Annotated in this window: 25 protein-coding genes; 12 read left to right on the forward strand and 13 right to left on the reverse strand. The window is 66.3% G+C overall.

The features are described 5' to 3' along the window. Nucleotides 1-101 precede the first annotated feature (101 nt). On the forward strand, nt 102-1163 hold the full coding sequence (locus M1248_RS26140) for an oxygenase MpaB family protein (protein ID WP_163728931.1): 1062 nt from the start codon (nt 102-104) through the stop codon (nt 1161-1163). Nucleotides 1164-1167: 4 nt separating this feature from the next. Further along, the gene (locus M1248_RS26145; RefSeq protein ID WP_163728934.1) at nt 1168-2403 is read left to right on the forward strand and encodes an acyl-CoA dehydrogenase family protein; all 1236 of its coding nucleotides are present in this window, start codon (nt 1168-1170) and stop codon (nt 2401-2403) included. On the opposite strand, the gene M1248_RS26150 is transcribed toward M1248_RS26145, so the two are convergent. Next, the gene (locus M1248_RS26150) at nt 2400-2744 is read right to left on the reverse strand and encodes a hypothetical protein (RefSeq protein WP_163728937.1); all 345 of its coding nucleotides are present in this window, start codon (nt 2742-2744) and stop codon (nt 2400-2402) included. The two genes, M1248_RS26145 and M1248_RS26150, sit on opposite strands and share 4 nt — an antisense overlap. A 55-nt stretch (nt 2745-2799) precedes the next feature. On the opposite strand from M1248_RS26150, the gene M1248_RS26155 reads away from it, so the two are divergent. Further along, complete coding sequence (locus M1248_RS26155) at nt 2800-3579, forward strand: SDR family oxidoreductase (RefSeq protein ID WP_317150174.1); 780 nt, start codon at nt 2800-2802, stop codon at nt 3577-3579. A 53-nt stretch (nt 3580-3632) separates the two neighbouring features. Here the strand turns inward: M1248_RS26155 and M1248_RS26160 are convergent, their stop codons facing one another. From M1248_RS26160 to infC, 4 genes are read right to left on the reverse strand one after another with little or no spacing between them, the layout of a single operon-like run. Beyond that, a complete protein-coding gene (locus M1248_RS26160; protein WP_317150175.1) occupies nt 3633-4376 on the reverse strand; it encodes an RNA methyltransferase in 744 nt (247 codons plus the stop codon). 23 nt (nt 4377-4399) lie between these two features. Next, the gene (rplT, locus tag M1248_RS26165) at nt 4400-4789 is read right to left on the reverse strand and encodes a 50S ribosomal protein L20 (protein ID WP_083128914.1); all 390 of its coding nucleotides are present in this window, start codon (nt 4787-4789) and stop codon (nt 4400-4402) included. A gap of 50 nt (nt 4790-4839) precedes the next feature. Then, nucleotides 4840-5034: a 50S ribosomal protein L35 gene (rpmI, locus tag M1248_RS26170; RefSeq protein ID WP_006246154.1), complete on the reverse strand. Its 195-nt coding sequence runs from the start codon at nt 5032-5034 to the stop codon at nt 4840-4842. Between the two features lie 11 nt (nt 5035-5045). Beyond that, nucleotides 5046-5651 carry a translation initiation factor IF-3 gene (infC, locus tag M1248_RS26175; RefSeq protein ID WP_163737240.1) on the reverse strand — a complete coding sequence of 202 codons (606 nt, stop codon included), beginning with the start codon at nt 5649-5651 and terminating at the stop codon, nt 5046-5048. Nucleotides 5652-5865: 214 nt separating this feature from the next. On the opposite strand from infC, the gene M1248_RS26180 reads away from it, so the two are divergent. The 4 genes from M1248_RS26180 to M1248_RS26195 all read left to right on the forward strand — a co-directional run bounded on the left by M1248_RS26180 (nt 5866) and on the right by M1248_RS26195 (nt 10303). After that, nucleotides 5866-6228: a DUF1844 domain-containing protein gene (locus M1248_RS26180; RefSeq protein WP_163728946.1), complete on the forward strand. Its 363-nt coding sequence runs from the start codon at nt 5866-5868 to the stop codon at nt 6226-6228. Between the two features lie 45 nt (nt 6229-6273). Continuing rightward, complete coding sequence (lysX, locus tag M1248_RS26185) at nt 6274-9606, forward strand: bifunctional lysylphosphatidylglycerol synthetase/lysine--tRNA ligase LysX (protein WP_317150176.1); 3333 nt, start codon at nt 6274-6276, stop codon at nt 9604-9606. Nucleotides 9607-9710: 104 nt separating this feature from the next. Then, nucleotides 9711-9938, forward strand: coding sequence for a hypothetical protein (locus M1248_RS26190; protein ID WP_163724389.1), 228 nt, complete (start codon nt 9711-9713; stop codon nt 9936-9938). Beyond that, nucleotides 9938-10303: a hemophore-related protein gene (locus M1248_RS26195; protein ID WP_163728952.1), complete on the forward strand. Its 366-nt coding sequence runs from the start codon at nt 9938-9940 to the stop codon at nt 10301-10303. Before M1248_RS26190 ends, M1248_RS26195 begins: the two co-directional genes overlap by 1 nt. Here the strand turns inward: M1248_RS26195 and M1248_RS26200 are convergent. Beyond that, nucleotides 10297-11460, reverse strand: coding sequence for a sensor histidine kinase (locus M1248_RS26200; RefSeq protein ID WP_163728955.1), 1164 nt, complete (start codon nt 11458-11460; stop codon nt 10297-10299). The two genes, M1248_RS26195 and M1248_RS26200, sit on opposite strands and share 7 nt — an antisense overlap. Beyond that, the gene (locus M1248_RS26205) at nt 11457-12113 is read right to left on the reverse strand and encodes a response regulator transcription factor (RefSeq protein WP_163728957.1); all 657 of its coding nucleotides are present in this window, start codon (nt 12111-12113) and stop codon (nt 11457-11459) included. The genes M1248_RS26200 and M1248_RS26205 overlap by 4 nt, the downstream gene beginning before the upstream one ends. 99 nt (nt 12114-12212) lie before the next feature. Here M1248_RS26205 and M1248_RS26210 point away from each other — a divergent pair, with 99 nt between their 5' ends. Next, nucleotides 12213-13562, forward strand: a complete 1350-nt coding sequence (locus M1248_RS26210) for an alpha/beta hydrolase (RefSeq protein WP_232076113.1) — start codon at nt 12213-12215, stop codon at nt 13560-13562. Between the two features lie 17 nt (nt 13563-13579). After that, on the forward strand, nt 13580-13921 hold the full coding sequence (locus M1248_RS26215; RefSeq protein WP_163728963.1) for a hypothetical protein: 342 nt from the start codon (nt 13580-13582) through the stop codon (nt 13919-13921). Here M1248_RS26215 and M1248_RS26220 read toward each other — a convergent pair. Both M1248_RS26220 and M1248_RS26225 read right to left on the reverse strand, forming a co-directional pair. Then, complete coding sequence (locus tag M1248_RS26220) at nt 13915-15003, reverse strand: hypothetical protein (RefSeq protein WP_174262046.1); 1089 nt, start codon at nt 15001-15003, stop codon at nt 13915-13917. The genes M1248_RS26215 and M1248_RS26220 overlap by 7 nt on opposite strands. Further along, a complete protein-coding gene (locus M1248_RS26225; RefSeq protein ID WP_317150177.1) occupies nt 15000-16310 on the reverse strand; it encodes a hypothetical protein in 1311 nt (436 codons plus the stop codon). The genes M1248_RS26220 and M1248_RS26225 overlap by 4 nt, the downstream gene beginning before the upstream one ends. Before the next feature lie 72 nt (nt 16311-16382). On the opposite strand from M1248_RS26225, the gene M1248_RS26230 reads away from it, so the two are divergent. After that, nucleotides 16383-16844 (forward strand): hypothetical protein, encoded by a 462-nt coding sequence (locus M1248_RS26230; protein WP_163728970.1) that lies wholly within the window; start codon nt 16383-16385, stop codon nt 16842-16844. Here the strand turns inward: M1248_RS26230 and M1248_RS26235 are convergent, their stop codons facing one another. From M1248_RS26235 to M1248_RS26245, 3 genes are all read right to left on the reverse strand, one after another. Next, on the reverse strand, nt 16845-18080 hold the full coding sequence (locus M1248_RS26235; RefSeq protein WP_317150178.1) for a CHAT domain-containing protein: 1236 nt from the start codon (nt 18078-18080) through the stop codon (nt 16845-16847). Next, nucleotides 18062-19684: a hypothetical protein gene (locus tag M1248_RS26240; RefSeq protein WP_317150179.1), complete on the reverse strand. Its 1623-nt coding sequence runs from the start codon at nt 19682-19684 to the stop codon at nt 18062-18064. The genes M1248_RS26235 and M1248_RS26240 overlap by 19 nt, the downstream gene beginning before the upstream one ends. Before the next feature lie 62 nt (nt 19685-19746). Then, nucleotides 19747-20232, reverse strand: coding sequence for a lipoprotein LpqH (locus M1248_RS26245; protein WP_163728979.1), 486 nt, complete (start codon nt 20230-20232; stop codon nt 19747-19749). Nucleotides 20233-20349: 117 nt separating this feature from the next. On the opposite strand from M1248_RS26245, the gene M1248_RS26250 reads away from it, so the two are divergent. Further along, entirely contained in the window at nt 20350-21519 is a 1170-nt protein-coding gene (locus M1248_RS26250; protein WP_317150180.1) for a winged helix DNA-binding domain-containing protein, read from the forward strand. On the opposite strand, the gene uvrA is transcribed toward M1248_RS26250, so the two are convergent. Next, on the reverse strand, nt 21516-24419 hold the full coding sequence (gene uvrA / locus M1248_RS26255) for an excinuclease ABC subunit UvrA (protein WP_163728986.1): 2904 nt from the start codon (nt 24417-24419) through the stop codon (nt 21516-21518). The genes M1248_RS26250 and uvrA overlap by 4 nt on opposite strands. 113 nt (nt 24420-24532) lie before the next feature. Between uvrA and M1248_RS26260 the strand changes: the two genes are divergently transcribed. Continuing rightward, nucleotides 24533-25204: an MBL fold metallo-hydrolase gene (locus tag M1248_RS26260; protein ID WP_163728989.1), complete on the forward strand. Its 672-nt coding sequence runs from the start codon at nt 24533-24535 to the stop codon at nt 25202-25204. The last annotated feature ends 8 nt before the right edge of the window (nt 25205-25212 follow it).

Genomic DNA, 25212 nt, shown 5'->3' on the forward strand with positions numbered 1-25212 from the left:
ACACGTGGAGGGTGAATAACACTGTGGCCGCCACGCCTGGCAAATCGTAGACAACGTACGTTGTCAAGTTTATCGTGAGGGTCTGACAGCGGAGGAAACCGATGGCCCTGAAATCGACTTCGACGGCGACCGCCACTAGACGGCATGCCGACAAAGACCCGCTCGGCCCCGATTCGCTGACGTGGAAGTACTTCGGCGACTTGCGGACCGGCATGCTCGGCGTCTGGATCGGGGCGATCCAAAACATGTATCCCGAACTCGGCGCGGGCGTCGAAGACCATTCGATCCTGCTGCGCGAGCCACTGCAGCGCGTCGCGCGCTCGGTGTACCCGATCATGGGCGTCGTCTACGACGGTGACCGCGCCGCGCAGACCGGGCAGCAGATCAAGGGCTACCACAACACGATCAAGGGCGTCGACGCCGAAGGCCGGCGCTACCACGCGTTGAACCCCGAGACGTTCTATTGGGCGCACGCGACGTTCTTCATGTTGATCATCAAGACCGCCGAGTACTTCTGCGGCGGGCTCACCGACGCCGAGAAGCGCCAGCTGTTCGACGAACACGTGCAGTGGTACCGGATGTACGGCATGAGCATGCGGCCGGTCCCCGACACGTGGGAGGACTTCTGCGAGTACTGGGACGTCAAGTGCCGCGACGAGTTGGAGATCAACCGCGCGACGCTCGACATCTTCTCGATCCGCATCCCCAAGCCGTGGTTCGTGCTGATGCCCACTCCGATCTGGGACCAGCTCTTCAAGCCGATGGTCGGCGCGCAGCGCTGGATCGCCGCGGGCCTCTTCGATCCCGCCGTGCGCGAGAAGGCCGGCATGCGCTGGACGCCGGGCGACGAGGTGTTACTTCGGATCTTCGGCAAGCTCGTCGAGTTGGCGTTCGTCGCGGTGCCCGACGAGATACGGCTTCATCCACGCGCACTGGCCGCCTATCGTCGCGCCGAGGGCAAGCTGGCCGAGGACGCGCCATTGGTCGAAGCGCCCGCGTTCATGGCGCCACCCCGCGACCGCCACGGCCTGCCGATGCATTACGTGCCGCCGCGCAAGTCGCTGCTCGATCGAGCGGGCTCTTTGGTACACACGACGTTCTCGTTGACGGGGCTGCGTCGACCGGCCCGGGGCCGTGGAGGAAAGTCGGGTAAGGCAGCCTAGGGGCATGCTCGAATGGACAGACGTTGACCTTGCCGTGCGCGACGCCGTGCGAGAGTTCGTAGACAAAGAGATTCGCCCCCATGTCGATGACCTCGAAAGCGGTGACATGGAGCCGTACCCGATCATCCGCAAACTGTTCGCGACGTTCGGCATCGCCGACATGGCGCGCGAGTCGCTGAACAAGCGGCTGGCGAAGCTTCGCGACGGCGGCGAGTCGGGAAAGTCGTCGGGCGGCGGCATGTTCGGGGGCGGCTCAGGCGGGATGGGCTTCGTCGTCGTCAGCGAGTTGTGCAAAGTGTCGATGGGCATCGTCACCGGTATGGGGGTCAGCCTCGGCCTGACGGTGCCGACGATCCAGGGCAGGGGCACGCTCGCCCAACAGGAGCGCTGGCTGCCGGATCTCGTCACCTACGACAAGATCGGCGCGTGGGCGATCACCGAACCCGACTCGGGCTCGGATGCGTTCGGCGGCATGAAGTCCTACGTCGTGCGTGACGGCGACGACTACATCCTCAACGGCCAGAAGACGTTCATCACCAACGGGCCCGACGCCGACGTGGTCGTGGTGTACGCGAAACTCGACGAGGGTGACGGCGCCGACAAGCGTGACCGCAAGGTGCTGACGTTCGTGCTCGACCGCGGCATGGAAGGTTTCGTCCAGTCAAAGCCGTTCAGCAAGATGGGTATTCACAGTTCCCGCACAGGGGAACTGTTCTTCAACAACGTGCGGCTTGGCCGGGACCGGCTGCTCGGTGAAACCGAGGACAGTTCGGCAGGCGACGGACGGGCCAGTGCGCGGTCGAACTTCTCCGCCGAGCGCATCGGAGTCGCAGCGATGTCGCTGGGCGTCATCGAGGAGTGTCTGCGGCTGTGTGTCGACTACGCGAAGACGCGAAAGCTGTGGGGTCAGGAAATCGGGCAGTTCCAGTTGATTCAGCTGAAGCTCGCGAATATGGAGGTGGCGCGAATGAACGTGCGCAACATCCTGTTCCGGGTGATCGAGTCGGCGGAAAAGGGTCAGCCGATCTCGCTGCCCGAGGCGTCGGCGATCAAATGGTACTGCTCGCAGGCAGCCACCGACGTCGCAATGGAGGCCGTGCAAGTATTCGGCGGCAACGGGTACATGACCGAGTACAGGGTGGAACAACTTGCCCGCGACGCGAAGTCACTGATGATCTACGCGGGCAGCAATGAGGTTCAGATCACCCACGTGGCGCGGGGTCTGCTGAACAACGCTTAGGCGGCCGGCGGAATCGGAGGGGTTCGCAGTCTGCTGTGGCTTAAGGACGACGCAGCGACCTCGTCGTGCAGAGTCCGCACACGTTGGTAGATCCGCTGTGCGGTCGTATGCGGCATCGTCCCCGGGCGGTACCGACCGCGGCGCAACCGCACTGCTCGGCCCTGGAAAACCTCCCAGCGCAGCGCCTCCGACACCGACTTCGACGCGCGCCCAACCGGACGGAAACCGTGATACGCCAGCGCGTCGACCAGTTCGTCGATTGTCGCGGGACCATGGTCGAACAAGTACGCCGTGAGCAGGTACCGAAGATCGGTCCCCCTCACCTCCAGCGAGTCGGTCATGCGCAGAGACTGGCACGGAGGTACGACAGGTCTTGTTGCCGACTAGCCTGGCCACGTGGACCTGAAGAACAAGACAGCCCTGATCACCGGATCCAGCGGTGGGATCGGCGAGGAATTCGCCGTTCAATTCGCGAAGCGCGGGGTCAATCTCGTCCTGGTCGCTCGCCGCGCCGAAAAGCTCGCTGAGCTGCGCACGAAGCTGACCGAGCAACATCCCGGCCTGACGGTAGACGTCATCACCGCCGATCTCGCCGTCCCGGGCTCCGGTCCCGACCTGGCGTCGAAGGTCAGCGACCTGGGCAGGACGATCGACATCCTGGTGAACAACGCCGGCGTCGGTCTGCACGGCAAATTCGTCGGGCAGGACGCCGCCGCCAACGCGGCGCAGATCCAGCTGAATTGCGGCACCTTGGTCGACCTGACGGCGGCCTATCTCCCGGCCATGACGGCAGCAGGGCGCGGCGTCGTCATCAACGTCGCATCGACCGCCGCGTTCCAGCCGACGCCGGGCATGGCGGTCTATGGCGCCACTAAGGCCTTTGTGCTGTCGTTCTCAGAGGCGCTCTGGCAGGAGTGCAAGGGAACCGGGGTGCGCGTTTTCGCTCTCTGCCCGGGTGCGACGGAGACGGAGTTCTTCGCACGGACGGGAGAGGAATTCCTCACCGACGGCAGGCAGACCGCCAAACAGGTCGTCGACACCGCGATGGCGGCGCTGGAGAAGTCCACGCCGACCGTGGTCTCGGGCTGGCGAAACACTCTGCTCGCCAACGGTTACCGGGTCACACCGCGCAGGCTTATGGTGCAGATCTCCGAGCAGCTGCTGAAAGCCGACTAGCGGCGTCGGATGTAACGCCACGGCGGGATCCGGGCGCATTCTTCGCCATGCCGTTACAAACGGTGAGCCCTGGCGCTCTGATACAGACAGATCGCCGCCGCCGATGCCACATTGAGGCTTTCGGCGTTGCCGGGCATGGGAATTCGCACCCGTTGAGTGGCCATCTCGGCCAGTTCGGACGCCAAGCCATGCGCCTCCGGCCCGAACAGCCATGCCGTCGGCGCGGTCAAATCCGCATCATCAAGCGATACTTCGCCGTCGACAGTGGTGGCCAGCACCGCAAGCCCGGCGGCACCTATCGCCGACACCGCCGTGGTGGCATCCGGCTCGGATACGACGGGAATCGAGAAGATACTCCCGGCCGAGGCACGCAGACACTTGCCGTTGTATGGATCGACGCTGTGGCCGGCAAGTACGACGGCGTCGGCGCCCATCGCGTCGGCGATGCGAATCAGAGTGCCCGCGTTACCGGGCTCGGAGATCTCCGCCGCGACGGCCAGCAGCCGTGGGGCATCGGCGAGGACGTCGTCAAGCGAGGTCTCGGGTACCGAGCACACCGCGACCAGGCCGACCGGAGTGACCGTGTCCGACAACGCTTTCGCGGCTCGCTCCGTCACCACGTGTACATCGGCATCGCCAAGCAGCGATGCGAAGCGGGCCTGCGCAGCTTCGGTGACGAAGACCTCGGAGACGAGTCCGCGCCGCATCGCGGCCTCGACGAGGTTGGGTCCCTCAGCGAGAAAGCGTGCGGCGCGGCGTCGTCCCACGTGGCGATGCAGCTTGATCGCTGCCGCCACCCGGTCTGCGCGTTCGGTGAGCGTCAGGCAGCCTCGCCCGACGGCGCATTGACATCGCTGGGCAGCGCAGCCTTGGCGACCTCCACCAACGCGGTGAAGGCGGCGGGATCGCTGACGGCGATCTCGGCCAGGTTCTTGCGGTCCACCTCGACTCCGGCGGCCTTCAGGCCCTGGATCAACCGGTTGTAGGTGATGTCGTTGGCGCGGGCCGCCGCGTTGATCCGCGAGATCCACAGCTTGCGGAACTCGCCCTTGCGGGCACGCCGGTCGCGGTAGGCATAGGTCAACGAATGCAGCTGCTGCTCTTTGGCTTTGCGATACAGCCGTGACCGCTGACCGCGGTAGCCCTTAGATGCCTTGAGTATTGTGCGGCGCTTCTTCTGCGCGTTTACTGCGCGCTTTACGCGTGCCATGGGGGTTTTCCTCTTCGTTCAGGTTCGTCAGGTCCGGACAGGGGGGCCTGTCAGCCGTTCAGCAGCTTCTTGACGCGCTTGACGTCATTGGCCGCCACCTCGGTGCGACCGTCGAGCCGGCGGGTGCGCTTGCTCGACTTGTGCTCGAGCAAGTGCCGCTTGTTGGCCTTCTGGCGCACGATCTTTCCGGTTCCGGTGGCCCGGAACCGCTTGGAAGCGCCGCTGTGGGTCTTCGCCTTTGGCATGTGTCCTCAGTTCAGTTCTGTGGTGTTTCGGTCGGTGCGCTCTCGGGCTGTGCGCGTTGCGCGGCGGGAGCGTCGGCATCGTGCGCCGCCTTGGCGCGAGTCTTCGCGCCGCGGTGCGGTGCCAGCACCATCGTCATGTTGCGGCCGTCCTGCTTGGCCGACGTCTCGACGAAGCCGTAATCGGCGACGTCGGCGCCCAGCCGCTGCAGGAGTCGGTAGCCCAGCTCGGGCCTCGACTGCTCGCGTCCGCGGAACATGATGGTCACCTTGACCTTGGATCCCGCTTGCAGGAAGCGGACCACGTGGCCCTTTTTGGTCTCGTAGTCGTGCGGGTCGATCTTGGGACGCAGCTTCTGTTCCTTGACGACGGTCTGCTGCTGGTTCTTGCGAGACTCGCGTGCCTTCTGGGCCGTCTCGTATTTGAACTTGCCGTAGTCCATGATCTTGCAAACCGGTGGTTTGGCGTCCGGGGCTACTTCGACAAGGTCGAGATCGGCATCCGCGGCGACGCGGAGGGCGTCTTCGATGCGCACAATGCCTACCTGCTCGCCGCCTGGTCCGATGAGACGGACTTCAGGTACGCGGATGCGCTCGTTGACGCGGGTCTCAGTGCTGATGGGGCCTCCTATGTTGTCGTCTAGGAGCCCCACCCATCAGCATCTGTTCAGCGAACAGAAAAGCCCTGCTCAAAGCAGGGCCCAAAGCCGACCAGGACAGGCATCGGATGCCTGTGACCGGACCGCTGTACCGGTATGGTCAGCGGTGGGAGTGGGACTCCACTTGCTGTCCCTGGCGTACGCCGGGACGGTCGCGCATGCCATCCTATCAGGGATGACCCAGGATCCCGCATCGCCTGAACCGGCGACCGAACTGCCGACCCGCGAGCTGGCCGATATCCCCGCCGTCGAGGTCATCACCCGGTCCGCCGTCATGTTGATGAGCGCCGCCGCCGAGAAGCTCGGGTTGTCGGCCGAGGATCCCGACGAGAGCCCGCACCGCGACCTCGACGAGGCGCGCCGGCTAATCACCGCGCTGGCGGGGCTGGTGACGGCGTCCGCCGAGTACCTCGGCCCCCACGCCGGACCGGTGCGCGACGGCCTGAAGAGCCTGCAGCTCGCATTCCGCGAAGCGAGCGCCGCGCCGGAGGAACCGGGTCACGGTCCCGGGGAGAAATACACCGGCCCTGTCTGGTAGCTACTCACACCAATTTGACCGGTCGAGCGAATATCCTCGCGCCTTATGACCGTCACTAGCCCGGCCGGCTCAGCGAACATTGCGAAAGCCCGCCGCACCTCCGCGTTCAGGTGGGTGCCTGCCGCGGCCGGCTGGACCGTCGGCATCATCGCCACACTGTCGCTTCTCGCGAGCGTCTCGCCGTTTTTCCGGTCGCTCATCAAGGTGCCCCGCGAGTTCGTCAACGACTACATCTTCAACTTCCCCGACACCAGCTTCGCGTGGGCGTTCGTGCTGGCGCTGCTGGCCGCGGCACTGGCGGCGCGGAAGAGCATCGCGTGGTGGATCCTCGTCGGCTACATGGTCGCCGCGGTCGGCTGGAACATCGGCGACATCGTCTCCGGCGGAGAATCGTGGCTGCAGGAGACCGGCGAGTTCATCGGTCTCGCCTTCCACGTCGCCGCCATCGCCTTCCTTGTCTTGGCGCGCAAGGAGTTCTGGGCCAAGGTGCGCCGGGGTGCGCTGATCAAAGCGGCGGCAACGCTGGTCGCCGGATTGGTTGTCGGCACCCTGATCGGCTGGGGCCTGCTCGAGCTCTTCCCCGGAAGCCTGGCCCGTGAGGACCGCTTCTTCTACGCGCTCAACCGCGTGGGCGCCTTTGCGGGCGCCAGCGCTGACTCGTTCAGCGGTCACCCGCACGTGTTCATCAACGCGCTGCTCGGGCTGTTCGGTGCACTGGCGCTGATGGTCGCGGCGATCGTGTTGTTCCAGTCGCAGCGCGCGGAGAACGCACTCACCGGTGAAGACGAGTCCGCGATCCGCGGACTGCTCGAGTTGTATGGCAAGAACGACTCATTGGGTTACTTCGCGACGCGCCGCGACAAGGCCGTGGTGTTCGCGCCGACTGGCCGCGCCGCCATCACCTACCGCGTGGAGGTCGGCGTCTGTCTCGCGAGCGGCGACCCGGTCGGCGACCCCAAAGCCTGGCCCCAGGCGATCGAGGCGTGGCTGCGGTTGTGCCAGGCCTACGGCTGGGCGCCCGGGGTGATGGGCGCGAGTTCGACTGGAGCCGAGGCGTTCCGCGCGGCCGGCCTCAACGCCCTGCAGTTGGGCGACGAGGCGATTCTGCATCCGGACAGCTTCCGCTTGTCGGGCCACGACATGCGCGCGGTGCGGCAGGCGGTGACCCGCGCGCGGCGCGCCGGTGCCTCGGTGCGGATCCGCAGACATCGTGATCTCGACGCCGACGAGATGGCCGAGGTGGTCGAGCGGGCCGACACCTGGCGCGATACCGACGATGAGCGCGGGTTCTCCATGGCGTTGGGCCGGCTGGGCGACCCGGCCGACGGCGACTGCCTACTCGTGGAGGCGGTTCAGCCCGGGGCCGGCGGTGAACAGGTCGTCGCGATGCTCTCCCTGGTGCCGTGGGGCGCCAATGGGGCCTCGCTGGACCTCATGCGCCGGTCTCCGCAATCCCCCAACGGCACCATCGAGCTCATGGTCAGCGAGCTGTGCATGCAGGCCGAAGGCATTGGGGTGACGCGTGTTTCGCTGAACTTCGCGATGTTCCGCTCGGCATTCGAGCAAGGCGCCCAGCTGGGCGCGGGCCCGGTCGCACGGCTGTGGCGGGCGCTGCTGGTGTTCTTCTCCCGCTGGTGGCAGCTGGAGACGCTGTACCGCTCGAACATGAAGTATCAGCCCGAGTGGGTGCCGCGGTATGCCTGCTACGAGGACGCGCGGCTGGTCCCCCGCGTCGGCGTGGCTTCGGTGATCGCAGAAGGCTTCCTGGTGCTGCCGTTCTCCCGACGCCACGATCAGCCGCACACCGGCCACCACATCGCGGTGCCGCAGAGCATCATCGACCGCGGTCTGTTGCACCACGACGGCACCGCCCCCGACGCCGACGAACTGGAAGTCGGGTTGGACGAGGAGGAACAGTCCCGGTTGCCCGAACAGGTCCGGGTCCGGATGGCCAAGCTCAAGACATTGCAGGACAACGGCGTCGACGCGTACCCGGTCGGCGAGCAACCCAGCCACACGATCCTTGCCGCGCTCGAATCCGAGGGTGCGAGCACACTGACCGTCGCGGGCCGCGTACTGCGCATCCGCGACTACGGCGGCGTGCTGTTCGCGCAACTGCGCGACTGGTCGGGTGAAGTGCAACTGCTGCTTGACAACTCGCAGCTGAATGACGGAACGACGGCCGATTTCACGCATGCCATCGATCTGGGCGACCTGATCCAGGTGACGGGCACGATGGGTTACAGCAAGAAGGGCACGCGGTCGCTGATCGTGCTCAACTGGCGGTTGATCGGTAAATGCCTACGTCCACTGCCCGACAAATGGAAAGGGCTGACCGACCAAGAGGCGCGGGTGCGCGCCCGCTACGTCGACCTGGCCATCAACACCGAGGCCCGCGACCTGATTCGGGCGCGCAGCGGTGTTCTGCACGCGATCCGCGAAAACCTCATCAGCAAGGGGTTTTTGGAGGTCGAGACACCGATACTTCAACAGATTCACGGCGGCGCCAACGCCAGGCCGTTCCTGACGCACATCAACGCCTATGACCTCGATCTGTATCTGCGGATCGCTCCCGAGCTCTACCTCAAGCGTCTGTGCGTGGGCGGTGTCGAGCGCGTCTTCGAGTTGGGCCGGGCATTCCGCAACGAGGGCGTCGACTTCAGCCACAATCCGGAGTTCACGCTGCTTGAGGCCTATCAGGCGCACGCCGACTACAACGTGTGGATCGACGGCTGCCGAGAGTTGATCCAGAACGCCGCGCAGGCCGCCAACGGAGCGCAGGTCTTCCTGCGTCCCCGCGACGACGGCACACTGGAACCCGTTGACATTTCAGGTGAGTGGACGGTCAAGACCGTGCACGAGGCGGTGTCGGAGGCGCTGGGCGAACAGATCGGGCCCGAGACGGACCTGACGACGCTACGCAGGCTGTGCGACGGCGCGAGGATCCCCTATTTGACCCACTGGGACTCCGGTGCGGTGGTGCTCGAACTGTACGAGCACCTCGTCGAGGACCGCACCGAAGCGCCCACGTTCTACAAGGACTTCCCCACGTCGGTGTCGCCGCTGACGAGGCCGCACCGCAGCATTCCCGGCGTGGCAGAACGGTGGGACCTGGTGGCGTGGGGTGTCGAATTGGGCACTGCGTACAGCGAGTTGACCGATCCCGTCGAGCAGCGGCGCCGACTGCAGGAACAGTCGCTGCTGGCCTCGGGCGGTGACCCCGAGGCCATGGAACTCGACGAGGACTTCCTGCAGGCGATGGAATACGCGATGCCGCCGACCGGTGGCCTCGGCATGGGTGTGGACCGCGTCGTCATGCTGATCACCGGCCGCAGCATCCGCGAAACGCTGCCGTTCCCCTTGGCCAAACCGCGTTAGTCGGCGCGCGACTCAGCTCCTAACGCCAGCCCAACAGCCGAATTGATCAACTGTTCTCGGGTCGGAAAATCGCGCAGCCGCGCGCCAAACTGATTGGAGAACAGATGATCCCACGTAGAGCAGCAGGCAGCCTCGCCACGGTGGCCGTACTGGCATGTGCGCCTCTTCTTTTCGGCACGGCTACCGCCACCGCAGATCCCGGAATCGGCTGGGGTGCACCAGGCCCCGGCATCCTGCCCGGACCGGGACTGGGAGGCTTCGGCGGACCGGCCTCCGGACTCGGACTGCTACCCGGACTTGGCTTCGGAGCACCAGGACCGGGGGTGTTCTGATGCCACGCGTGATTCTCGGCGTCCTCGGGCTAGCGGGGGCCATATCGCTGATGACGGCGGCGCCTGCTTCGGCGCAGCCCGTCGGTCCGCTCATCGAAACCACTTGTAGCTACGCGCAGATCGAGGCGGCCCTGCAGGTCGAGGCACCCGAGGCGTCGGGACGGCTTGCCGAACGCCCCGATGCGCAGGCGAAGATCCAGGAACTCCTGGCGCTGCCGATCGACCAACGACGGCAGCGGGTGAAGTCCTTCATGGACCGCAATCCAGATGTGGCGTCGATGATTGCGCAGAAGCGCAATACGCCCGAGGGACAGGACAAGCTGATGAAGATGCAGCGCGTCGCTGACACGTGTCACAACTATTGATCGCTCGAGCCGACGAACGTGACGGTGAGCCCGCCATCCGGGCGGGCCACCGCACGGACCTCACCGCCGTGCGCGGTGGCGATCGACCGCACGATCGACAGGCCCAGTCCGGCCCCTCGACTCGTCGGGCCGTCGTTCGAGGTTCGGTCATTGACGCCCAAACGATGAAAGGGCTCGAATATCCCGTTGACTGCCGACTGCGGGATCACCGATCCCGAGTTTTCGACCGACAGCCGGCATACTCCGTCACCGTTCGACACCGACACGACCGCCCACCCTGCTTCAGCGCGGTTGTACCGGATCGCATTGTCGATCAGGTTCCCCACCAAGCGCTCCAGCAGATCCGGATCACCGGTGATATACGAAGGAGTGAGCCTCGTGGTGATCTCGACGCCCGCCTCCGTAGCGGCGGCTTCCGACAGGGCGACCGCGCGGCGTGCGATGTCGGCGAGATCGACCCGCACGCGGCGGGCGAGCTGTTGCTGACTGCTCGCCAGCACCAGCAGGCCGTCGATCAGCCGCTCATGACGGCGATTGACGTCAAGCAACGTAGCTCCCAGTCGGCGCGTCGACTCGGGGGCGTCGGGGTCGTCGATGGCAACCTCGATCAGGGTGCGGTTGATCGTCAGCGGGGTCTTCAGTTCGTGAGACGCGTTGGCGACGAAGCGGCGTTGACCGTCGAAAGCATGATCCAGGCGCTCCAGCATCGCGTCGAACGTGTCTGCGAGGTCTTTGATCTCGTCATCGGGCCCGTCTAGCCCAATCCGCTCGTGCAGGCTGCGATCCGCCACTCGCCTTGCTGTGGTGGTGATCTGATGCAGTGGCTGCAGTGCGCGACCGGCCAGCAGCCAGCCGAATCCGCCCGCAGCCAAGCCGACGACACCCAACGACACGAAGGACCATGTCAGCATTCCGCGTTTGATGTCCTCGCGTTGTTGTTCCGCCTGCGCAACGAAGGCGGACACCAGATTCTCGGCGACAGGACGCTCCCGGAGCCCGCGTTCGGCCAGAAACTGCTTGACCAAAGTCTGTGCACCGGCGCCAGGGCGACGGTCCATCGACTGGTCCAGGTAGAAGTACATCAGCGCGATCAGCACCGCTCCTGCGATGAAGAAAGCCGTCGCGTACAGCACTGTGAGGCGCACCCTGATGGTCATGGGATGCGATACCCCACGCCGGCCTCGGTTTCGATCACGTGCGGCTCGCCAAGTTTTCGGCGCACCATCATGATCGTGTAGCGGACGACGCCGGTGAACGGATCGATGTGTTCGTCCCACGCTTTTTCCAACAGATGCTCGGCAGACACCACGCCTCCCTCAGCGCGCAACAACTCAGCTAGCACCGCAAACTCCTTGGGCGTCAACGAAATCGGTCTCTCCCCGCGCGACACTGTGCGCCGATGAGGATCTAGTCGGATACCGCCACGTTCCAGCACCGGAGAGACCGCGGGCCGCGACCGCCGACACAGGGCATGGACGCGCGCCACGAGTTCGGCGAACGCGAAGGGTTTCGTGAGGTAGTCGTCGGCGCCAAGCTGCAGGCCACTGACTCGCTCAGCGACGGCCGTGGCCGCCGTCAGCATCAGGATTCTGGCCGTCGCGCCCGAATCGGTCAGTTGAGCACATACGAAATCGCCGGAGACGGTCGGAAGATCACGATCCAACACGATGACGTCATAATCGTTGACTGCCGCCCGCTCGAGAGCGGCGTCTCCGTCGTAGGCCACATCCACGGCGATCGCGTGGCGGCGCAGCCCAGCCGCGATGGCGTCGGCCAGCAGCTGCTCATCCTCGACAACCAGAACGCGCATACCAATATGGTGCACGTCAGACGCGTTAGGTCGCTGTTAGGTGCATGCCCGCAGCTTGCTCACAGCGGAGCACAAGGATTGGCAGTCACTCTTGTGGCCGTGACGCTCCGCGACCTGCTGCGCCACCATTCGTCGCTGCTGCACGGCTGGATTCCGATCACGGTCCAGGTCCTGGCCGGCATCGCGCTGGTGGCGGCCATCTACTGGGGTATCCGACGTTGGCGATACGTATGGGTGCCGTGGGCGGTGCTGTGCGGGGTGGCCCTGACCGCGGCCGCCTACTGGTATGTCGAATCAGAAGGCCTCGCGGGCAATCCCGCACCCGCCGGGCTCTGGGTGTGGATCGGGCTGACGGGAACCGCGGCGGGCGTCCTGGTGGCCGGCTGGCGCGGAGCGCAGTGGTGGCGGCGTGCGGTGGCGGCCTCCGCGGTGCCGCTGTGCCTGCTGTGTGCCGCGTTCTCACTCAACCTGTGGACCGGGTACTTCCCCACCGTCCAAACAGCGTGGAATCAGCTCACCGCGGGTCCGCTGCCTGACCAGACAGATCAGGTGACCGTCCTGGCGTTGCAGCACCGCCACCAGATTCCCGCGAAAGGCACCGTGGTAGCGGTGCAGATCGGAGACGGGGCGTCAGGGTTCAAACATCGCGACGAACTCGTCTATCTGCCTCCGGCCTGGTACGCCACCGACCCTCCGCCACCCATGCCGACGATCATGATGATCGGCGGCGAGTTCAACACCCCCGCCGACTGGGTACGAATCGGGAACGCGGTGACCGTCGCGGACAACTTTGCAGCGGCCCACGGCGGGAATGCGCCGGTGCTCGTATTCGTCGACGCCGGCGGCACATTCAACAACGACACCGAGTGCGTCAACGGCAGCCGTGGCAATGTCGCCGACCACCTCACCAAAGACGTTGTCCCGTTTATGGTTTCGAAGTTCGGCGTGAGCGCCCACCGGGACAACTGGGGCGTGGTGGGCTGGTCGATGGGCGGCACGTGCGCCGTCGACCTGGCTGTCATGCATCCCGACATGTTCGGCGCATTCGAGGACATCGCCGGCGACATCGCGCCCAACTCGGGGACGAAAGACGAGACCATCTCACGGCTGTTCGGCGGCAACGCCGCGGCCTATGCGTCCTTCGATCCCACCACCGTCATCACGCGACACGGCCGCTACGACGGTGTGGCCGGCTGGTTCGCCGTCAACAGCGAAGCGGCCCCTGCGCAGAGTTCGGCCGCGAACTCGCTGTGCTCACTAGGCGACGCCAACGGGATCAGCTGCGCGGTCGTCGTGCAACCCGGTAAGCACGACTGGCCCTTCGCATCACAGGCCTTCGCGACCGCACTGCCCTGGATGGCCGGTCAACTCCTCACCCCCGCCGCTCCCCATGTGCCGTTGCCCGCACCACCCCCACCTCCGCCGATCGTTCAGGTGGCCGCGAGGTAGCGGGTAGCGTGGACCGCATGCCGGACGAACCAGCCCGAGAGCCGGAAGTGATCGTCGATCCCGTCATCGAGCCCACTGTCGAGCCCGATCCGGCGCCCGCGGCCACCCCCGCGACGAGCACCCCGCCGGCCCCCGCCGAACCCGAGGACACGGGCTATACCGCGGGCGGTGTCCCGACGTTCGATTCGGTGCGCGAGAAGATCGAGACCCGCTACGGCACGGCGATCGGCGCCGCGGAACTCGATGCCGAAACTCCGGAGGGCCGCACTGTCGAGGAGCAGTACGAAGCGCGCCAGCGTGCTGCGGCCGAACGGCTCGCGCAGATCCGTGAATCCATGCGCAAACCCGAGTCTCAGTAGTCGGATTCGGCGGCCAGGACCTCGGCGAGGTAGGCGTCGTCGGCCGGTGAGGCCAACCGCGACCGCGCGAAGTCCCGAATCCGCTCGCGCGTCTGCGCCGACTCCCCGCCGCCGGCGCCGACCGTCAGCGTGGTAACGCGCCAATCATGGTCCCACGCCGACGATTCCGCTATCGACTGCTGATCGGGGCCCACGACGGGGAACGACGCACGCCCGTCGGCCCCGAGCGCTCCGTCACCTCCGAAAGCACCGGAGCGCAGTCGGACCGGCACGCCGTTGGGCGAGCCCAGTCCCGACAACTCCACGCGGACAGTTGCCGTTACAGCGTCGTCGGCAGACTCGACGCTCCAACTAACGGTGTTCTCGGCCGCGTCGAACACACCGGCGGGAACAGCTGACCAGTGCACTGAGCCGGCACCCGTTGCAACAGTCGCCGTCGTTGTCCGTCCACCATCCCCGCCCGCAGCCAGTGCGTAATCGTCCCTGCGACCGGATCGCACAGACGTGTCGAAGACGATGCCCACCTCGTCGGCGAGGTCGGTGCACTTCTCCACCAGCTCGACGACGCGCGGATCACCTTCTTGGACATGGGCGTTGAGCGCGGCGACGTGCGGCCGCAACACCTCGGCAACATCCGAGTCGAAGGTGTCGTCGGAGAAGAAGTCCTCCGCGGCGACCGTGAGTATCGCGATCTCCGCATCCAGCAACGCCGCATCGAGCGCCGCGATCCCATCACGCTGGCTCGCCGGCCACCACCGTCGCAACCAATGGCCGAACGCCAACCGCCGCAACAGGTCCAGCGAGCCCGGCAACACATTCACCCCCGCCAGGTCCACCGCCCGCGCATCGTCGGGTGGAGCGTGATCGACTGTGGACGCGACGGCGCGATGCCCGTCCTCGCCCACCACGCGCCACAACCAGTCCGCCCTGGCGGGATCGGTGAACGTGATCTGCGGATCAGCGGACGGATCGTCGACGGTCCACGACAGCACCGCGCCACTGACCTCGAGTACGGCGTGCACCGGAGAAGGTGCCGCGGAGGGTCCCGTACTCCACAGCCCGGAATCGGACATCAACTTCATCCGGCCACCTGCAATTCCAGCATCGTCTTGATGCGCTGCCGGTGGTCGAGACTCACCGACCGCGCGACGCCTTCCAACAGTGCGCGGACGTCGTCGACATCGGAACAGGGTTCCTGCCAGACGTCGCGGCCGTGCAGGCGCGCCCACAGCCGGCTCAGATACGGTCGGGCGAACGCCGCGAGGTCGTCGATCACCTGTTGCTGGCGAGGGTGGATCGGCCCGCTGTCGGCGAGATAGCGACGCGCGTGCAGCACGTACGCCTCCTTGCGCAGCCGTGCCTGGATCTGACGGGCGAGGTCATACCGGGTCGCCGCGGTTTCCGACAGCGGCGCCAGGTCGACGGCGACCTCGATGCCGGCGACCAGCGTCGCCTGCTTGTCCTCGGCCATCAGCCCCCATGGCGCGCAGCACCGGTCGACCTCTTCCTCGCACAGCATCGGAACGTCTGGCAATTCTTCGCGATCCATCGCACGGCGAAGGGTCGCGCGTACCCGGTCGATCACCGACCGATTGAGCGGCCGCTCGCCGTCGGACCCACCGATGACCTCCGGCGGACCCTGCGGTTCCGCAGAGCTCAGGCCGAGCGCGACGATCGACCACGGCAGCTGTGACCCGCGTTCATGCGCGGCGGCACCGAGGTTGTACGGCGTGACATCGGCGATCAGCGCCTGCCACACCCGCTGCCGCGCCGCCGAGGCGCCGTGCGAATCGGCCGGGCCCAGCACCGTGGTCAACCCGGACAGGAAGGGCCCGGTGATCTGGTTCCCGGGCCGAACGTCTTTCCAGCTTGAGCGCAGCTGTTCCGACAGTTCCGAGATGACGAGATGGTCCGACGAATAGGTGTTCAGCACTTCGATCGCGGTGCGGTCGCGGTCGTCATGGATCTGACGCAGCACCGATTCGGCCTCACCGGAATCAGCTTGGGCGGGAGCACCTTTCGTCACCGCAAGCTCGAAGCACACGGGGAAATACAACTCTTGGGCGTTCCCACTGGTGATCCGCAGCCGACGGCGCTCACGCTTGAGCAGCTCGAACCATGCTGCCGCCGCACGCATCTGGGCGGCCTGGCCGACGATCGCGTCGTGCATGGCCTCGGCGACGTCGGCGGCCACGAACGGCGCCGAGAACTGGGTGTTGGAGCGCAACCGCAGCACCAACGGGTCGATGATCCGCTTCACCGTGCGCCGCAACGGGCCACCGTCGTCACCGCTGAGCACCTCCACGCCGGGCCCGATCGCGCGCCACGCGCGGTCGATCACCGCGCGCCGCGGATGGGCGACGGCGATGGCCGTCTCAGCAGTGCTCATAGCAACAGGATAAGAGTCGGGTACGCGGCAAAGTTGGGTTCGGTAGCCGATGGGGTGTCAGAGCCTGGTGGCATGTCCGGCGCGTATTCGATCGCATTAGTCATGTTCCTGCTCGTCGCCACGGCCTTGGCCTACCTGATTCCCGACCGCGACGAGGTCGTCGCGCCTGAGAGCGGCGAAGCCGGCGAGCGCCTTGCCACCGCCGACGACATGGTGGCCATTCGAGCCGAGTTCGACCGCATGCTGGTCGCGAAGGGCCTGGTCACCAATGGTCAGATCGATCTGATCCGGCACGGCACCAAGTCCCGCGCGGTGGTCACCGGCATGCGAACCACCGGCCGCGCCCGAGAGGATTTCCGCGAAGTCGAGCTCGACGTGATGGTGCATCGGCCCGGCGGCGGGCAGTTCGCTGCTCACGAGAAGGCACTCATTCCCGAATCGGCCATCACGAAGGTCTCGCCTGGCAGCTTCGTCGACACGTACTACCGCTCCGACGACGAGTCCGCGGTCGCCGTCTGTGTGTCGCCGGCCTGATCACCGGGCACCGTCGACCGCGAAAGTCGCCAACGCGGCCCAGTACAGCGGGCTCGCGGTCACGTCACCGTCGGTCCAGCGGCGCATCCGTTCCCGTTGCCAGCCGTTGACCGCACGCCCGGCATCCTGAGCCTCGTGCGCGCGGTCGACGGCGAGGATCGCGTCAGACATCGGGTCGGCGTCATTCGTCGGTGCGAAAAGCCGGTATCCCGCGGCCGTCGGCAGCGACCACAGGGTGGCCGTCACCAGCTCCGCGCCGCCGAGGATCATCGCCGCGACCAGCCCAGTCGCCTCGTCGAACCGATAGTCACCGCCGGACGCACAGGCCAGCAGGCCGACGCGTGGCGGAACAGGAAGCCTCAGCGCCATGAGATCCGATGCGGTGAGCGGTCGTTCGTCGGCCAGGTGAAGCGCGGCCCGGTCGGCATGTCCGACGTCACCATCGGCCGCGGTCGCATGACCGACATACAGGAGGCGACTGGGCTCGCGCGCCAGCAGATCCTCGAGCCAGGCACGGCCCGCATCGGCGCGCCGGAACAGGTCGACCGATGACGCCACCTCGGGGAGGACCTTCCGGCCTTGCATCAGCTCACCGAAATGCTTGGCCAACAGCGTATCTGGTGATGGACGCCCGAGTACGGACCCCAACGGTGAGTCCGGCCGCTGACCGGGCACCCGGGGATCGAGCACCAGCAGCGGCGGTCTGCCCTGCCTACCGCCCCAGCCGGCGGGTTCGCGCGATGAGTGCACGATGTTCGGCGGCGCCGCCATCAGGACGTCGACCAGCTCGATGACCCGGTGACCGTCATCACCGGGCATCGCGACAAGACCCCACGGGACTCGGGCCAGCCGCGCGCTGGGTGACACGAACAACGCGGCCCGGGGCGAGGAGACGAAGTCGAGCAGCAATTGCCAGGCCTCATGCGCGAACAGCTGGGCGCCGAGTGTGCGGGCGATCGCCAATTCGGTTGCGGGCGAAGCGAACGCACCCTCGGTGATTGCGCGTTCGAGGGCGTCGCGCCGGGTCTCGGTGTCGATCGGATCCGGCAACGCGGCGGTCAATTCGTCAAGCGCGGCCTGTAACGCGGCCTCCTCGATCACCCACGTCACGGTCCTCGATGGCTCCCCCACGACGCGAAGGCTGACATATGTGGCGATTCCGACGTCGGCGAATCGCAGGACCAGCGTGGCGGTTTCGGCCTGGGATTCCCCTGGGGTCACGGCCACGTCGCCCATGTCGCGCCGGCGGCGGTCACGTCGCGGCCGTACCTTTCGCGCGCCAGGCTGCGATACCGCGTCAATATCTGACCTGAGGTCGGGTCCATCTGCAGCGCAGGCAGTGGACCCAGCCGCGTCAGCCCCGCACCCGCAACAGACAGCGACTCGCCCGCCGCAACCAACGCGTACTCGTCGATGGTCTCCAGCGGCACCATGGCGGTGGCGGTGCCCGTCAACTCAACGGTCTCCCCGTCCGGCTCGGCACTGAATGTCCCTCGCGCACTGTGATATTCGACCAACTGGCTGACGAGGTCGGTATTGCCCCACTCCCAGGCGACGGCGAACGCCCCGGCAAGCATGCGGGCCGACACGTGGGTGGCCCAGCGCATCCGCGCGTCGGCATCGGTGATCAGGTGGCGTACCGAGTCGACCGCGAGGGCAGCGGGCACCTTCAGCTCGGCCGCCTTCTCCAGCTTGGCCGCCGCGTTCTCCGGGTCGGCCAATGCGTCCGCGCGCCAGATGCTGCCGATGTGGTCATGCAGGCGGGCGTACTGCAGCCAGCTGTGCCGCGGCCATGAATCCAGGAGTTCGCGCGCCTCTTCGGTCCGCACCCGGGCCGCATCGAAGTCGCCCCGGAAGATGTCAACCCAGCTGCGCTGCAACAGAATGCGGTGGATGTGCAGTGGCTTCTCGATTTCGCGCCAGTGTCGCTCGGCGTAGCCGAACCGCTCGTCGGCGTCGTCGAGCTCATGGATGGACAGCGCGATCAGGCCGAAGTAAAGCCAGCACCGCGAGACATCGTGGGCCCGCAAGCCTTCGGCGATCGCCGGATACGACGCGTGCGCCAAGTCCTGCGCCTTGGCGCGGTCGCCCAAAGCCCAGGCCGCCGTCGCACGTTCGAATTGCGTCCTCGCCGTACCTAATGCCCAATTGCGCGCTTCCGCGCGGGCACCTGCCCGTCGTAGCCATGGCTCGGCCTGCGGCAGCCGACCTGTCTCGATGCAGAACCTGCCGTATGAGGTCGCACCGTTGACGAAGAGGTAATCGTCGAACTCATCGCTGCCGTCAGCACCGTCGATCGCGTCGATCACCTTCTCCCACAGGTGAACCGACTCCACATGCAGATCGTCATCGCAGAGCGCGTTGGCGCACAGGATCTGTGCGAACGTGATGTAGCGGCGGTGTTCGTCGGCGAGATCCGGGTAGTCGGTCGTGTCCTCGGTCAACACCAGCAACGCCGCCTCGGCGGCTTCGTGGTCACCGTGCGCGGCCGCCAGACCCGTCTGGAGGAACTGGGCGCGGCGCGAGTACCGGCAGATCATGTGGTCGACGTCGGCGTTCGACATCGTCACCTGTGCAGCCAGATCCGGCCGGTTGCCCGCCCGGACCTCCTGGTAGGTCGCGAGGCATTCGCGGATGCGGCGCACAGACTCGTCCGTCCCCTCGTACGCGGTGCGAACGAGATAGAGCTCGCCCAGCTGTGCGTAGACCTCGAGCAGCCAATCGTCGCGGTCGGCCGCCTCGATCGCGGGGACCAGTGACAGCAGCAGGTCTTTGGCCGCCTCCTCTTTGGCGGCCAACGACAACTGGCGTGCCCGCTCGAGGTCGGCCACGATCGTCATTTCTGAATCATAGGAAGCGGCGGACGCCGACGGTACGTCCGCCGCTTCCGGTAGGCGCCCGATCAGGTGCAGTTCACCTTGATGGTGAAGGGCTTGGTGACCATGCCGGCCATCGGATTCGCCATGTCGGCGCCGGTGGCTTCACCGGTGATCGTGTAGGTGCTGCCGTCGACCTTCACCTCGGCCGAGCCGGTCTTCGCGCCCATCGTGTTGGTGACGCCGAGCGCGTTGCCGTCCACCGACATGGCCAGCGACTCCACGGTCGGGGTGGCCTCGTCGGTCATCACGACGGCGAGGCCGGACTGGCCGTTGATCGCCGCGCTGGCGACGTTGATCTTTCCGCCCTGCTTGACGCAGGTCACCGAGTTCAGGTCCAGACCGGACAGGTCACTGCCGCCGACCTTGACCTCGGTCGAGCCGCTCGTGCTCACCTGCGTGTTTCCGGATGCCTCGCTGCTTGGTGCGGCCGACGGCTTGTCGTCCGAACAGCCGACCAGGACGGCCGCGCCCAGACCCAGTGCAACCACACCCGCGACAACTCGATTCATCGATCTCTCCTTCGTCATACGCCGCCCCGGTGGCGTCGTCGTGCGCTCAGTCAAGGCGGCGGACTCGGCTACCGATCCCAAAGTTTTGTCGGTCGCCGCAGGTAGCGTTCGCAGGCGATGCGGTCATTCACGGTCGAAGAGCGGCGGGCCCGGCTCGCGCGCAGGCACTTTCTCAACGCGCACGCACAGTCCCCGACTCAGGTCGCGGGCGATGTCGTCGGCCTGCACGCGACCGATCCCGCCACTCCCTATCTCTCCCTGTGGGCGCGGGTGCCCGGCTTCACCATCGCCGACCTGGATTCCGAGCTCTACGACCGACGGACGCTGGTGAAGCACCTGGCGATGCGGCGAACGCTTTGGGTGGTGCGCGCCGACGACCTGCCCCACATCCAAACGGGCGCCAGTGACCGGGTGGCCGACAACGAACGCCGCAAGCTCGTCGCCGACGCGCAACAGGCCGGCGTCTGCGGCGACGGCGATGCGTGGCTGGCCAGCGCGTCGAGGGCAGTATCGAAACACCTCGACAAGCACGGTCCGACCAGTGCCAAGGACCTACGTGTCGCGCTACCGGAGTTGGCGGGCCACCACGATCCCGCACCCGGCAAGCGGTGGGGCGGCGAAACACCGCTGGCACCAAGGATTCTGACGCTGCTGTCGGTGCGGGGTGACATCGTCCGCGGACCGAACGACGGATCGTGGACGGTGTCGCGACCGCGTTGGGCGCCGATGTCCGGCTGGCTGACGTCGCTGCCGAACGCGGTGTCACCGGACGTCGCGCGCACCGAACTGGTACGACGGTGGCTGCGCGCGTTCGGCCCGGCGACCGTCACCGACATCAAATGGTGGTTCGGCAACACGCTGACGTGGGCGCGTCAGGCCCTTGTCGACCTCGAGGCGGTCGAGGTGGATCTCGAAGGCACGCCCGGGTTCGTCCTCCCCGACGATCTGGACGTCGAACCGGACGCCGGACCGTGGTGTGCGCTGCTGCCCGGGCTCGACGTCACGACGATGGGGTGGTTCGACCGGGACTGGTATCTCGGCGGGCACCGCGCGCAGGTGTTCGACACGAACGGAAACGGCGGTCCGACGGCATGGTGTGACGGTCGCATCGTCGGCGCGTGGGGTCAGGATGCCGAAGGGCGGGTCGAGGTGCGACTCCTCGAGGATGTCGGCCGGAAAGCGCGGCAGGCGCTTCAGCGGCGGGCCGACGAGCTGACCGACTGGCTGGCCGGCGTACGGATCAACCCGCGCTTTCCCTCACCGCTGTCGAAGGCCCGGCAGAGCTAGGCGCTGACCTTGCTGCGCTTGCGCTTCTTCGGGGCCGGCCGCGCCACACCCAACGCCTCGGCCAGGAAGTGGCCTGTGTAGCTGTCGGGGTTCTCCGCGACGTCCTCCGGCGTGCCCGACGCGACCACCGATCCGCCGCCCGCTCCGCCCTCGGGTCCCATGTCGACGATCCAGTCCGACGTCTTGATCACATCGAGGTTGTGCTCGATGACGATGACCGTATTGCCCTTGTCGACAAGGCCGTTGATGACGGCGAGCAGCTTGCGAATGTCCTCGAAGTGCAGACCCGTGGTCGGTTCGTCGAGGATGTAGATGGTGCGGCCGGTGGACCGTTTCTGCAGTTCGGACGCCAGCTTGACGCGCTGCGCCTCACCACCGGAGAGCGTCGGCGCGGGCTGCCCCAACCGAACGTAGCCGAGTCCCACGTCGACCAGCGTCGCCAGGAATCGATGGATCGACGTGATGGGCTTGAAGAACTCCGCCGCCTCCTCGATCGACATGTCGAGCACCTCGGCGATGGTCTTGCCCTTGTAGTGCACCTCGAGGGTCTCGCGGTTGTAGCGGGCGCCCTGGCACACCTCGCACGGCACGTACACGTCCGGCAGGAAGTTCATCTCGATCTTGATGGTGCCGTCACCCGAACATGCTTCGCAGCGGCCACCTTTGACGTTGAACGAGAACCGGCCCGGCTGGTAGCCGCGAACCTTCGCCTCGGTGGTGGCCGCGAACAGCGTACGGATCTTGTCGAACACACCGGTGTAGGTGGCCGGGTTGGACCGCGGTGTCCGGCCGATCGGTGACTGGTCGACGCGGACGAGCTTGTCGAGCTTGTCCAGCCCCGTCACGCGGGTGTGCCGCCCCGGCACCTGCCTGGCGCCGTTGAGCTTGTTGGCCAGCACCGACGCCAGGATGTCATTGACCAACGTCGACTTGCCCGAACCGGAGACGCCGGTGACCGACGTCAGCACACCCAGGGGGAACGACACGTCGATCTCGCGCAGATTGTGCTCGCGCGCACCGACGACGGTCAACTGCCGCTTGCGGTCGGTGGGCCGCCGCATGGCGGGGACCTCGATCTCTTCCTTGCCCGAAAGATAAGCGCCGGTAATCGAATTGGAGTTCGTCAGCAGATCTTCGTACGTGCCGCTGTGCACGATCTGACCGCCGTGTTCACCCGCAGCAGGCCCGATGTCGACGACCCAGTCGGCGTGGGCGATGGTGTCGAGGTCGTGCTCGACGACGATCAGCGTGTTGCCCAGGTCCCGCAACCGGATCAGCGTTTCGATGAGCCGCCGGTTGTCACGCTGATGCAGCCCGATCGACGGCTCATCGAGGACGTACAACACCCCGACCAGCCCGGAGCCGATCTGCGTGGCCAACCGAATCCGTTGCGCCTCACCGCCGGACAGCGTGCCCGCCGCCCGCGACAACGACAGATAGTCGAGCCCCACGTCGAGCAGGAACCCGAGCCGCGACTGGATCTCCTTGAGCACCTGGCCCGCGATGGCCTGCTCACGCGAGCCGAGTGTCAACGCGTTGAGGAACGCCGAGCAATCGGCGATCGACAGTTCGGCGACCTCGGCGATCGATTTCGGCCCGTACTCCCCCGCCGTCATCGTCACCGCGAGGATCTCCGGCTTCAGTCGGGTGCCCTCACACTCCGGGCACGGCACGTCACGCATGAAGCCCTCGTAGCGCTCCTTCATCTGCTCGGAGTCGGTCTGCTCCATGCGACGGTGCAGGAACGCCATCACGCCCTCGAAATCGGCGTAGTACGAACGGGTTCGGCCGTAGCGGTTCTTGTACCGCACGTGCACCTGCTCGTCGCAGCCTTCGAGGATCGACTTGCGCGCCTTGGCGGGCAGCTTCTTCCACGGGGTGTCGACGTCGAACCCGATCTGGTCACCGAGCCCCTTGAGCATCCGGGTGAAGTAATCGGCCGTCTGCCCCATGGACCATGGCGCGATCGCCCCTTCGGCAAGCGTCAGGTCGGGATCCGGAACGACGAGTTCGGGGTCGACCTCCTTGCGGATGCCCAGCCCCACGCATTCCGGGCACGCGCCGTATGGCGAGTTGAAGGAGAAGGATCGCGGCTCGAGGTCGTCGACGGCGAGCGGGTGCCCGTTCGGGCATGCCAGTTTCTCGGAGAACCTCTGCTCACGGTGCGGGTGGTCGTCTTCCCGGTCGACGAACTCCAGCACGACGATGCCGTCGGCCAGATTCAAGGCCGTCTCCACCGAATCCGTCAGGCGCTGTTTGGCGGTCGCCTTGACCGTCAACCGGTCGACGACGACCTCGATGTCGTGCTTTTCCTGCTTCTTCAGCGTCGGCGGCTCGGTCAGCGGATACACCACACCGTCGACCCGGACGCGGCTGTACCCCTGGGTGTTCAGCTTGTCGAACAGGTCGACGAACTCGCCTTTGCGGGTGCGCACCACCGGTGCGAGCACCTGGAAGCGCAGGCCCTCGTCCATGGCGAGGACCTGGTCGACGATCTGCTGCGGCGTCTGGCGAGCGATGCGCTCACCGCACACCGGGCAGTGCGGGGTGCCGGCCCGTGCGTAGAGCAGACGCAGGTAGTCGTACACCTCGGTGATCGTGCCCACGGTCGACCGCGGGTTGCGATTGGTCGACTTCTGGTCGATGGACACAGCCGGCGAGAGACCTTCGATGAAGTCGACGTCGGGTTTGTCCATCTGGCCGAGGAACTGGCGCGCGTAGGCGGACAGCGACTCGACGTAGCGACGTTGGCCCTCCGCGAAGATCGTGTCGAACGCCAGCGACGACTTACCCGAACCGGACAGGCCCGTGAAGACGATCAGCGCGTCGCGGGGCAGCTCAAGATCGACGCTCTGCAGATTGTGTTCGCGCGCACCTTTGACAATCAGGCGATCAGCCACACGCGCTCTCTTTCAACGACGAAGTCCTCCGAAGACATAGTTGAAACCCATGCTAGGTCCCGCCACCGACAAGTCTTTGGTCGAGGCTGGGCCGAGACAGATACCGTGAAGACATGACTGTCGTCAACGACAACTACACCGGCCACGTCGACCCAAAGACCGCAGCTCGACGCACCCTCCCGGGTGCATCGATCGTGAAGGTTTCGGTGGGCCCGATGGATAACAACGCATACCTGGTGACGTGTTCCCAGACCGGCGAGACGCTACTCATCGATGCGGCCAACGACCCTGAAATCCTGCTCGAACTCATCGAGCGGTTCGCACCGAAGCTGACCCTGATCGTCACCAGCCACCAGCATTTCGACCACGTGCAGGCGCTCGAGCAGGTGGCCAAGAGCACCGGCGCGCCGACCGCGGCCCACCAGCTCGACGCCGAGGCTCTGCCGGTCACACCCGATCGGATCCTCGCCCAGGGTGACACCGTGAAGGTCGGTGACCTGACCTTCGACGTCATCCACCTGCAGGGTCACACCCCGGGATCGGTGGCGCTGGCCCTCGTCGACGCCGACGACAAGACGCACCTCTTCACCGGCGACTGCCTGTTCCCCGGCGGCGTCGGCAAGACCTGGCAGGAAGGCGACTTCGAGAAGCTGCTCGGCGACGTGACCAGCAAGGTCTTCGACGTGTACGACGATTCGACGGTCGTCTATCCCGGCCACGGCGACGACACCACGCTCGGCACCGAACGCCCGCATCTCGGCGAGTGGAGAGAACGGGGTTGGTGAGGCGCACA

It is taken from the genome of Mycobacterium sp. 29Ha (genome assembly GCF_032883055.1).
Taxonomy (GTDB): Bacteria; Actinomycetota; Actinomycetes; order Mycobacteriales; family Mycobacteriaceae; genus Mycobacterium; species Mycobacterium gallinarum.

What these genes read in the sequence shown, in the direction of transcription:
- M1248_RS26140 (WP_163728931.1), top strand. Translation starts at nt 102, where the DNA reads ATGGCCCTGAAATCGACTTCGACGGCGACCGCCACTAGACGGCATGCC.
- M1248_RS26145 (WP_163728934.1), top strand. Translation starts at nt 1,168, where the DNA reads ATGCTCGAATGGACAGACGTTGACCTTGCCGTGCGCGACGCCGTGCGA.
- M1248_RS26150 (WP_163728937.1), bottom strand. Translation starts at nt 2,744, where the DNA reads ATGACCGACTCGCTGGAGGTGAGGGGGACCGATCTTCGGTACCTGCTC.
- rplT (WP_083128914.1), bottom strand. Translation starts at nt 4,789, where the DNA reads ATGGCACGCGTAAAGCGCGCAGTAAACGCGCAGAAGAAGCGCCGCACA.
- rpmI (WP_006246154.1), bottom strand. Translation starts at nt 5,034, where the DNA reads ATGCCAAAGGCGAAGACCCACAGCGGCGCTTCCAAGCGGTTCCGGGCC.
- M1248_RS26180 (WP_163728946.1), top strand. Translation starts at nt 5,866, where the DNA reads ATGACCCAGGATCCCGCATCGCCTGAACCGGCGACCGAACTGCCGACC.
- lysX (WP_317150176.1), top strand. Translation starts at nt 6,274, where the DNA reads ATGACCGTCACTAGCCCGGCCGGCTCAGCGAACATTGCGAAAGCCCGC.
- M1248_RS26190 (WP_163724389.1), top strand. Translation starts at nt 9,711, where the DNA reads ATGATCCCACGTAGAGCAGCAGGCAGCCTCGCCACGGTGGCCGTACTG.
- M1248_RS26195 (WP_163728952.1), top strand. Translation starts at nt 9,938, where the DNA reads ATGCCACGCGTGATTCTCGGCGTCCTCGGGCTAGCGGGGGCCATATCG.
- M1248_RS26200 (WP_163728955.1), bottom strand. Translation starts at nt 11,460, where the DNA reads ATGACCATCAGGGTGCGCCTCACAGTGCTGTACGCGACGGCTTTCTTC.
- M1248_RS26205 (WP_163728957.1), bottom strand. Translation starts at nt 12,113, where the DNA reads ATGCGCGTTCTGGTTGTCGAGGATGAGCAGCTGCTGGCCGACGCCATC.
- M1248_RS26215 (WP_163728963.1), top strand. Translation starts at nt 13,580, where the DNA reads ATGCCGGACGAACCAGCCCGAGAGCCGGAAGTGATCGTCGATCCCGTC.
- M1248_RS26220 (WP_174262046.1), bottom strand. Translation starts at nt 15,003, where the DNA reads ATGAAGTTGATGTCCGATTCCGGGCTGTGGAGTACGGGACCCTCCGCG.
- M1248_RS26225 (WP_317150177.1), bottom strand. Translation starts at nt 16,310, where the DNA reads ATGAGCACTGCTGAGACGGCCATCGCCGTCGCCCATCCGCGGCGCGCG.
- M1248_RS26230 (WP_163728970.1), top strand. Translation starts at nt 16,383, where the DNA reads ATGTCCGGCGCGTATTCGATCGCATTAGTCATGTTCCTGCTCGTCGCC.
- M1248_RS26235 (WP_317150178.1), bottom strand. Translation starts at nt 18,080, where the DNA reads ATGGGCGACGTGGCCGTGACCCCAGGGGAATCCCAGGCCGAAACCGCC.
- M1248_RS26240 (WP_317150179.1), bottom strand. Translation starts at nt 19,684, where the DNA reads ATGACGATCGTGGCCGACCTCGAGCGGGCACGCCAGTTGTCGTTGGCC.
- M1248_RS26245 (WP_163728979.1), bottom strand. Translation starts at nt 20,232, where the DNA reads ATGAATCGAGTTGTCGCGGGTGTGGTTGCACTGGGTCTGGGCGCGGCC.
- M1248_RS26250 (WP_317150180.1), top strand. Translation starts at nt 20,350, where the DNA reads ATGCGGTCATTCACGGTCGAAGAGCGGCGGGCCCGGCTCGCGCGCAGG.
- M1248_RS26260 (WP_163728989.1), top strand. Translation starts at nt 24,533, where the DNA reads ATGACTGTCGTCAACGACAACTACACCGGCCACGTCGACCCAAAGACC.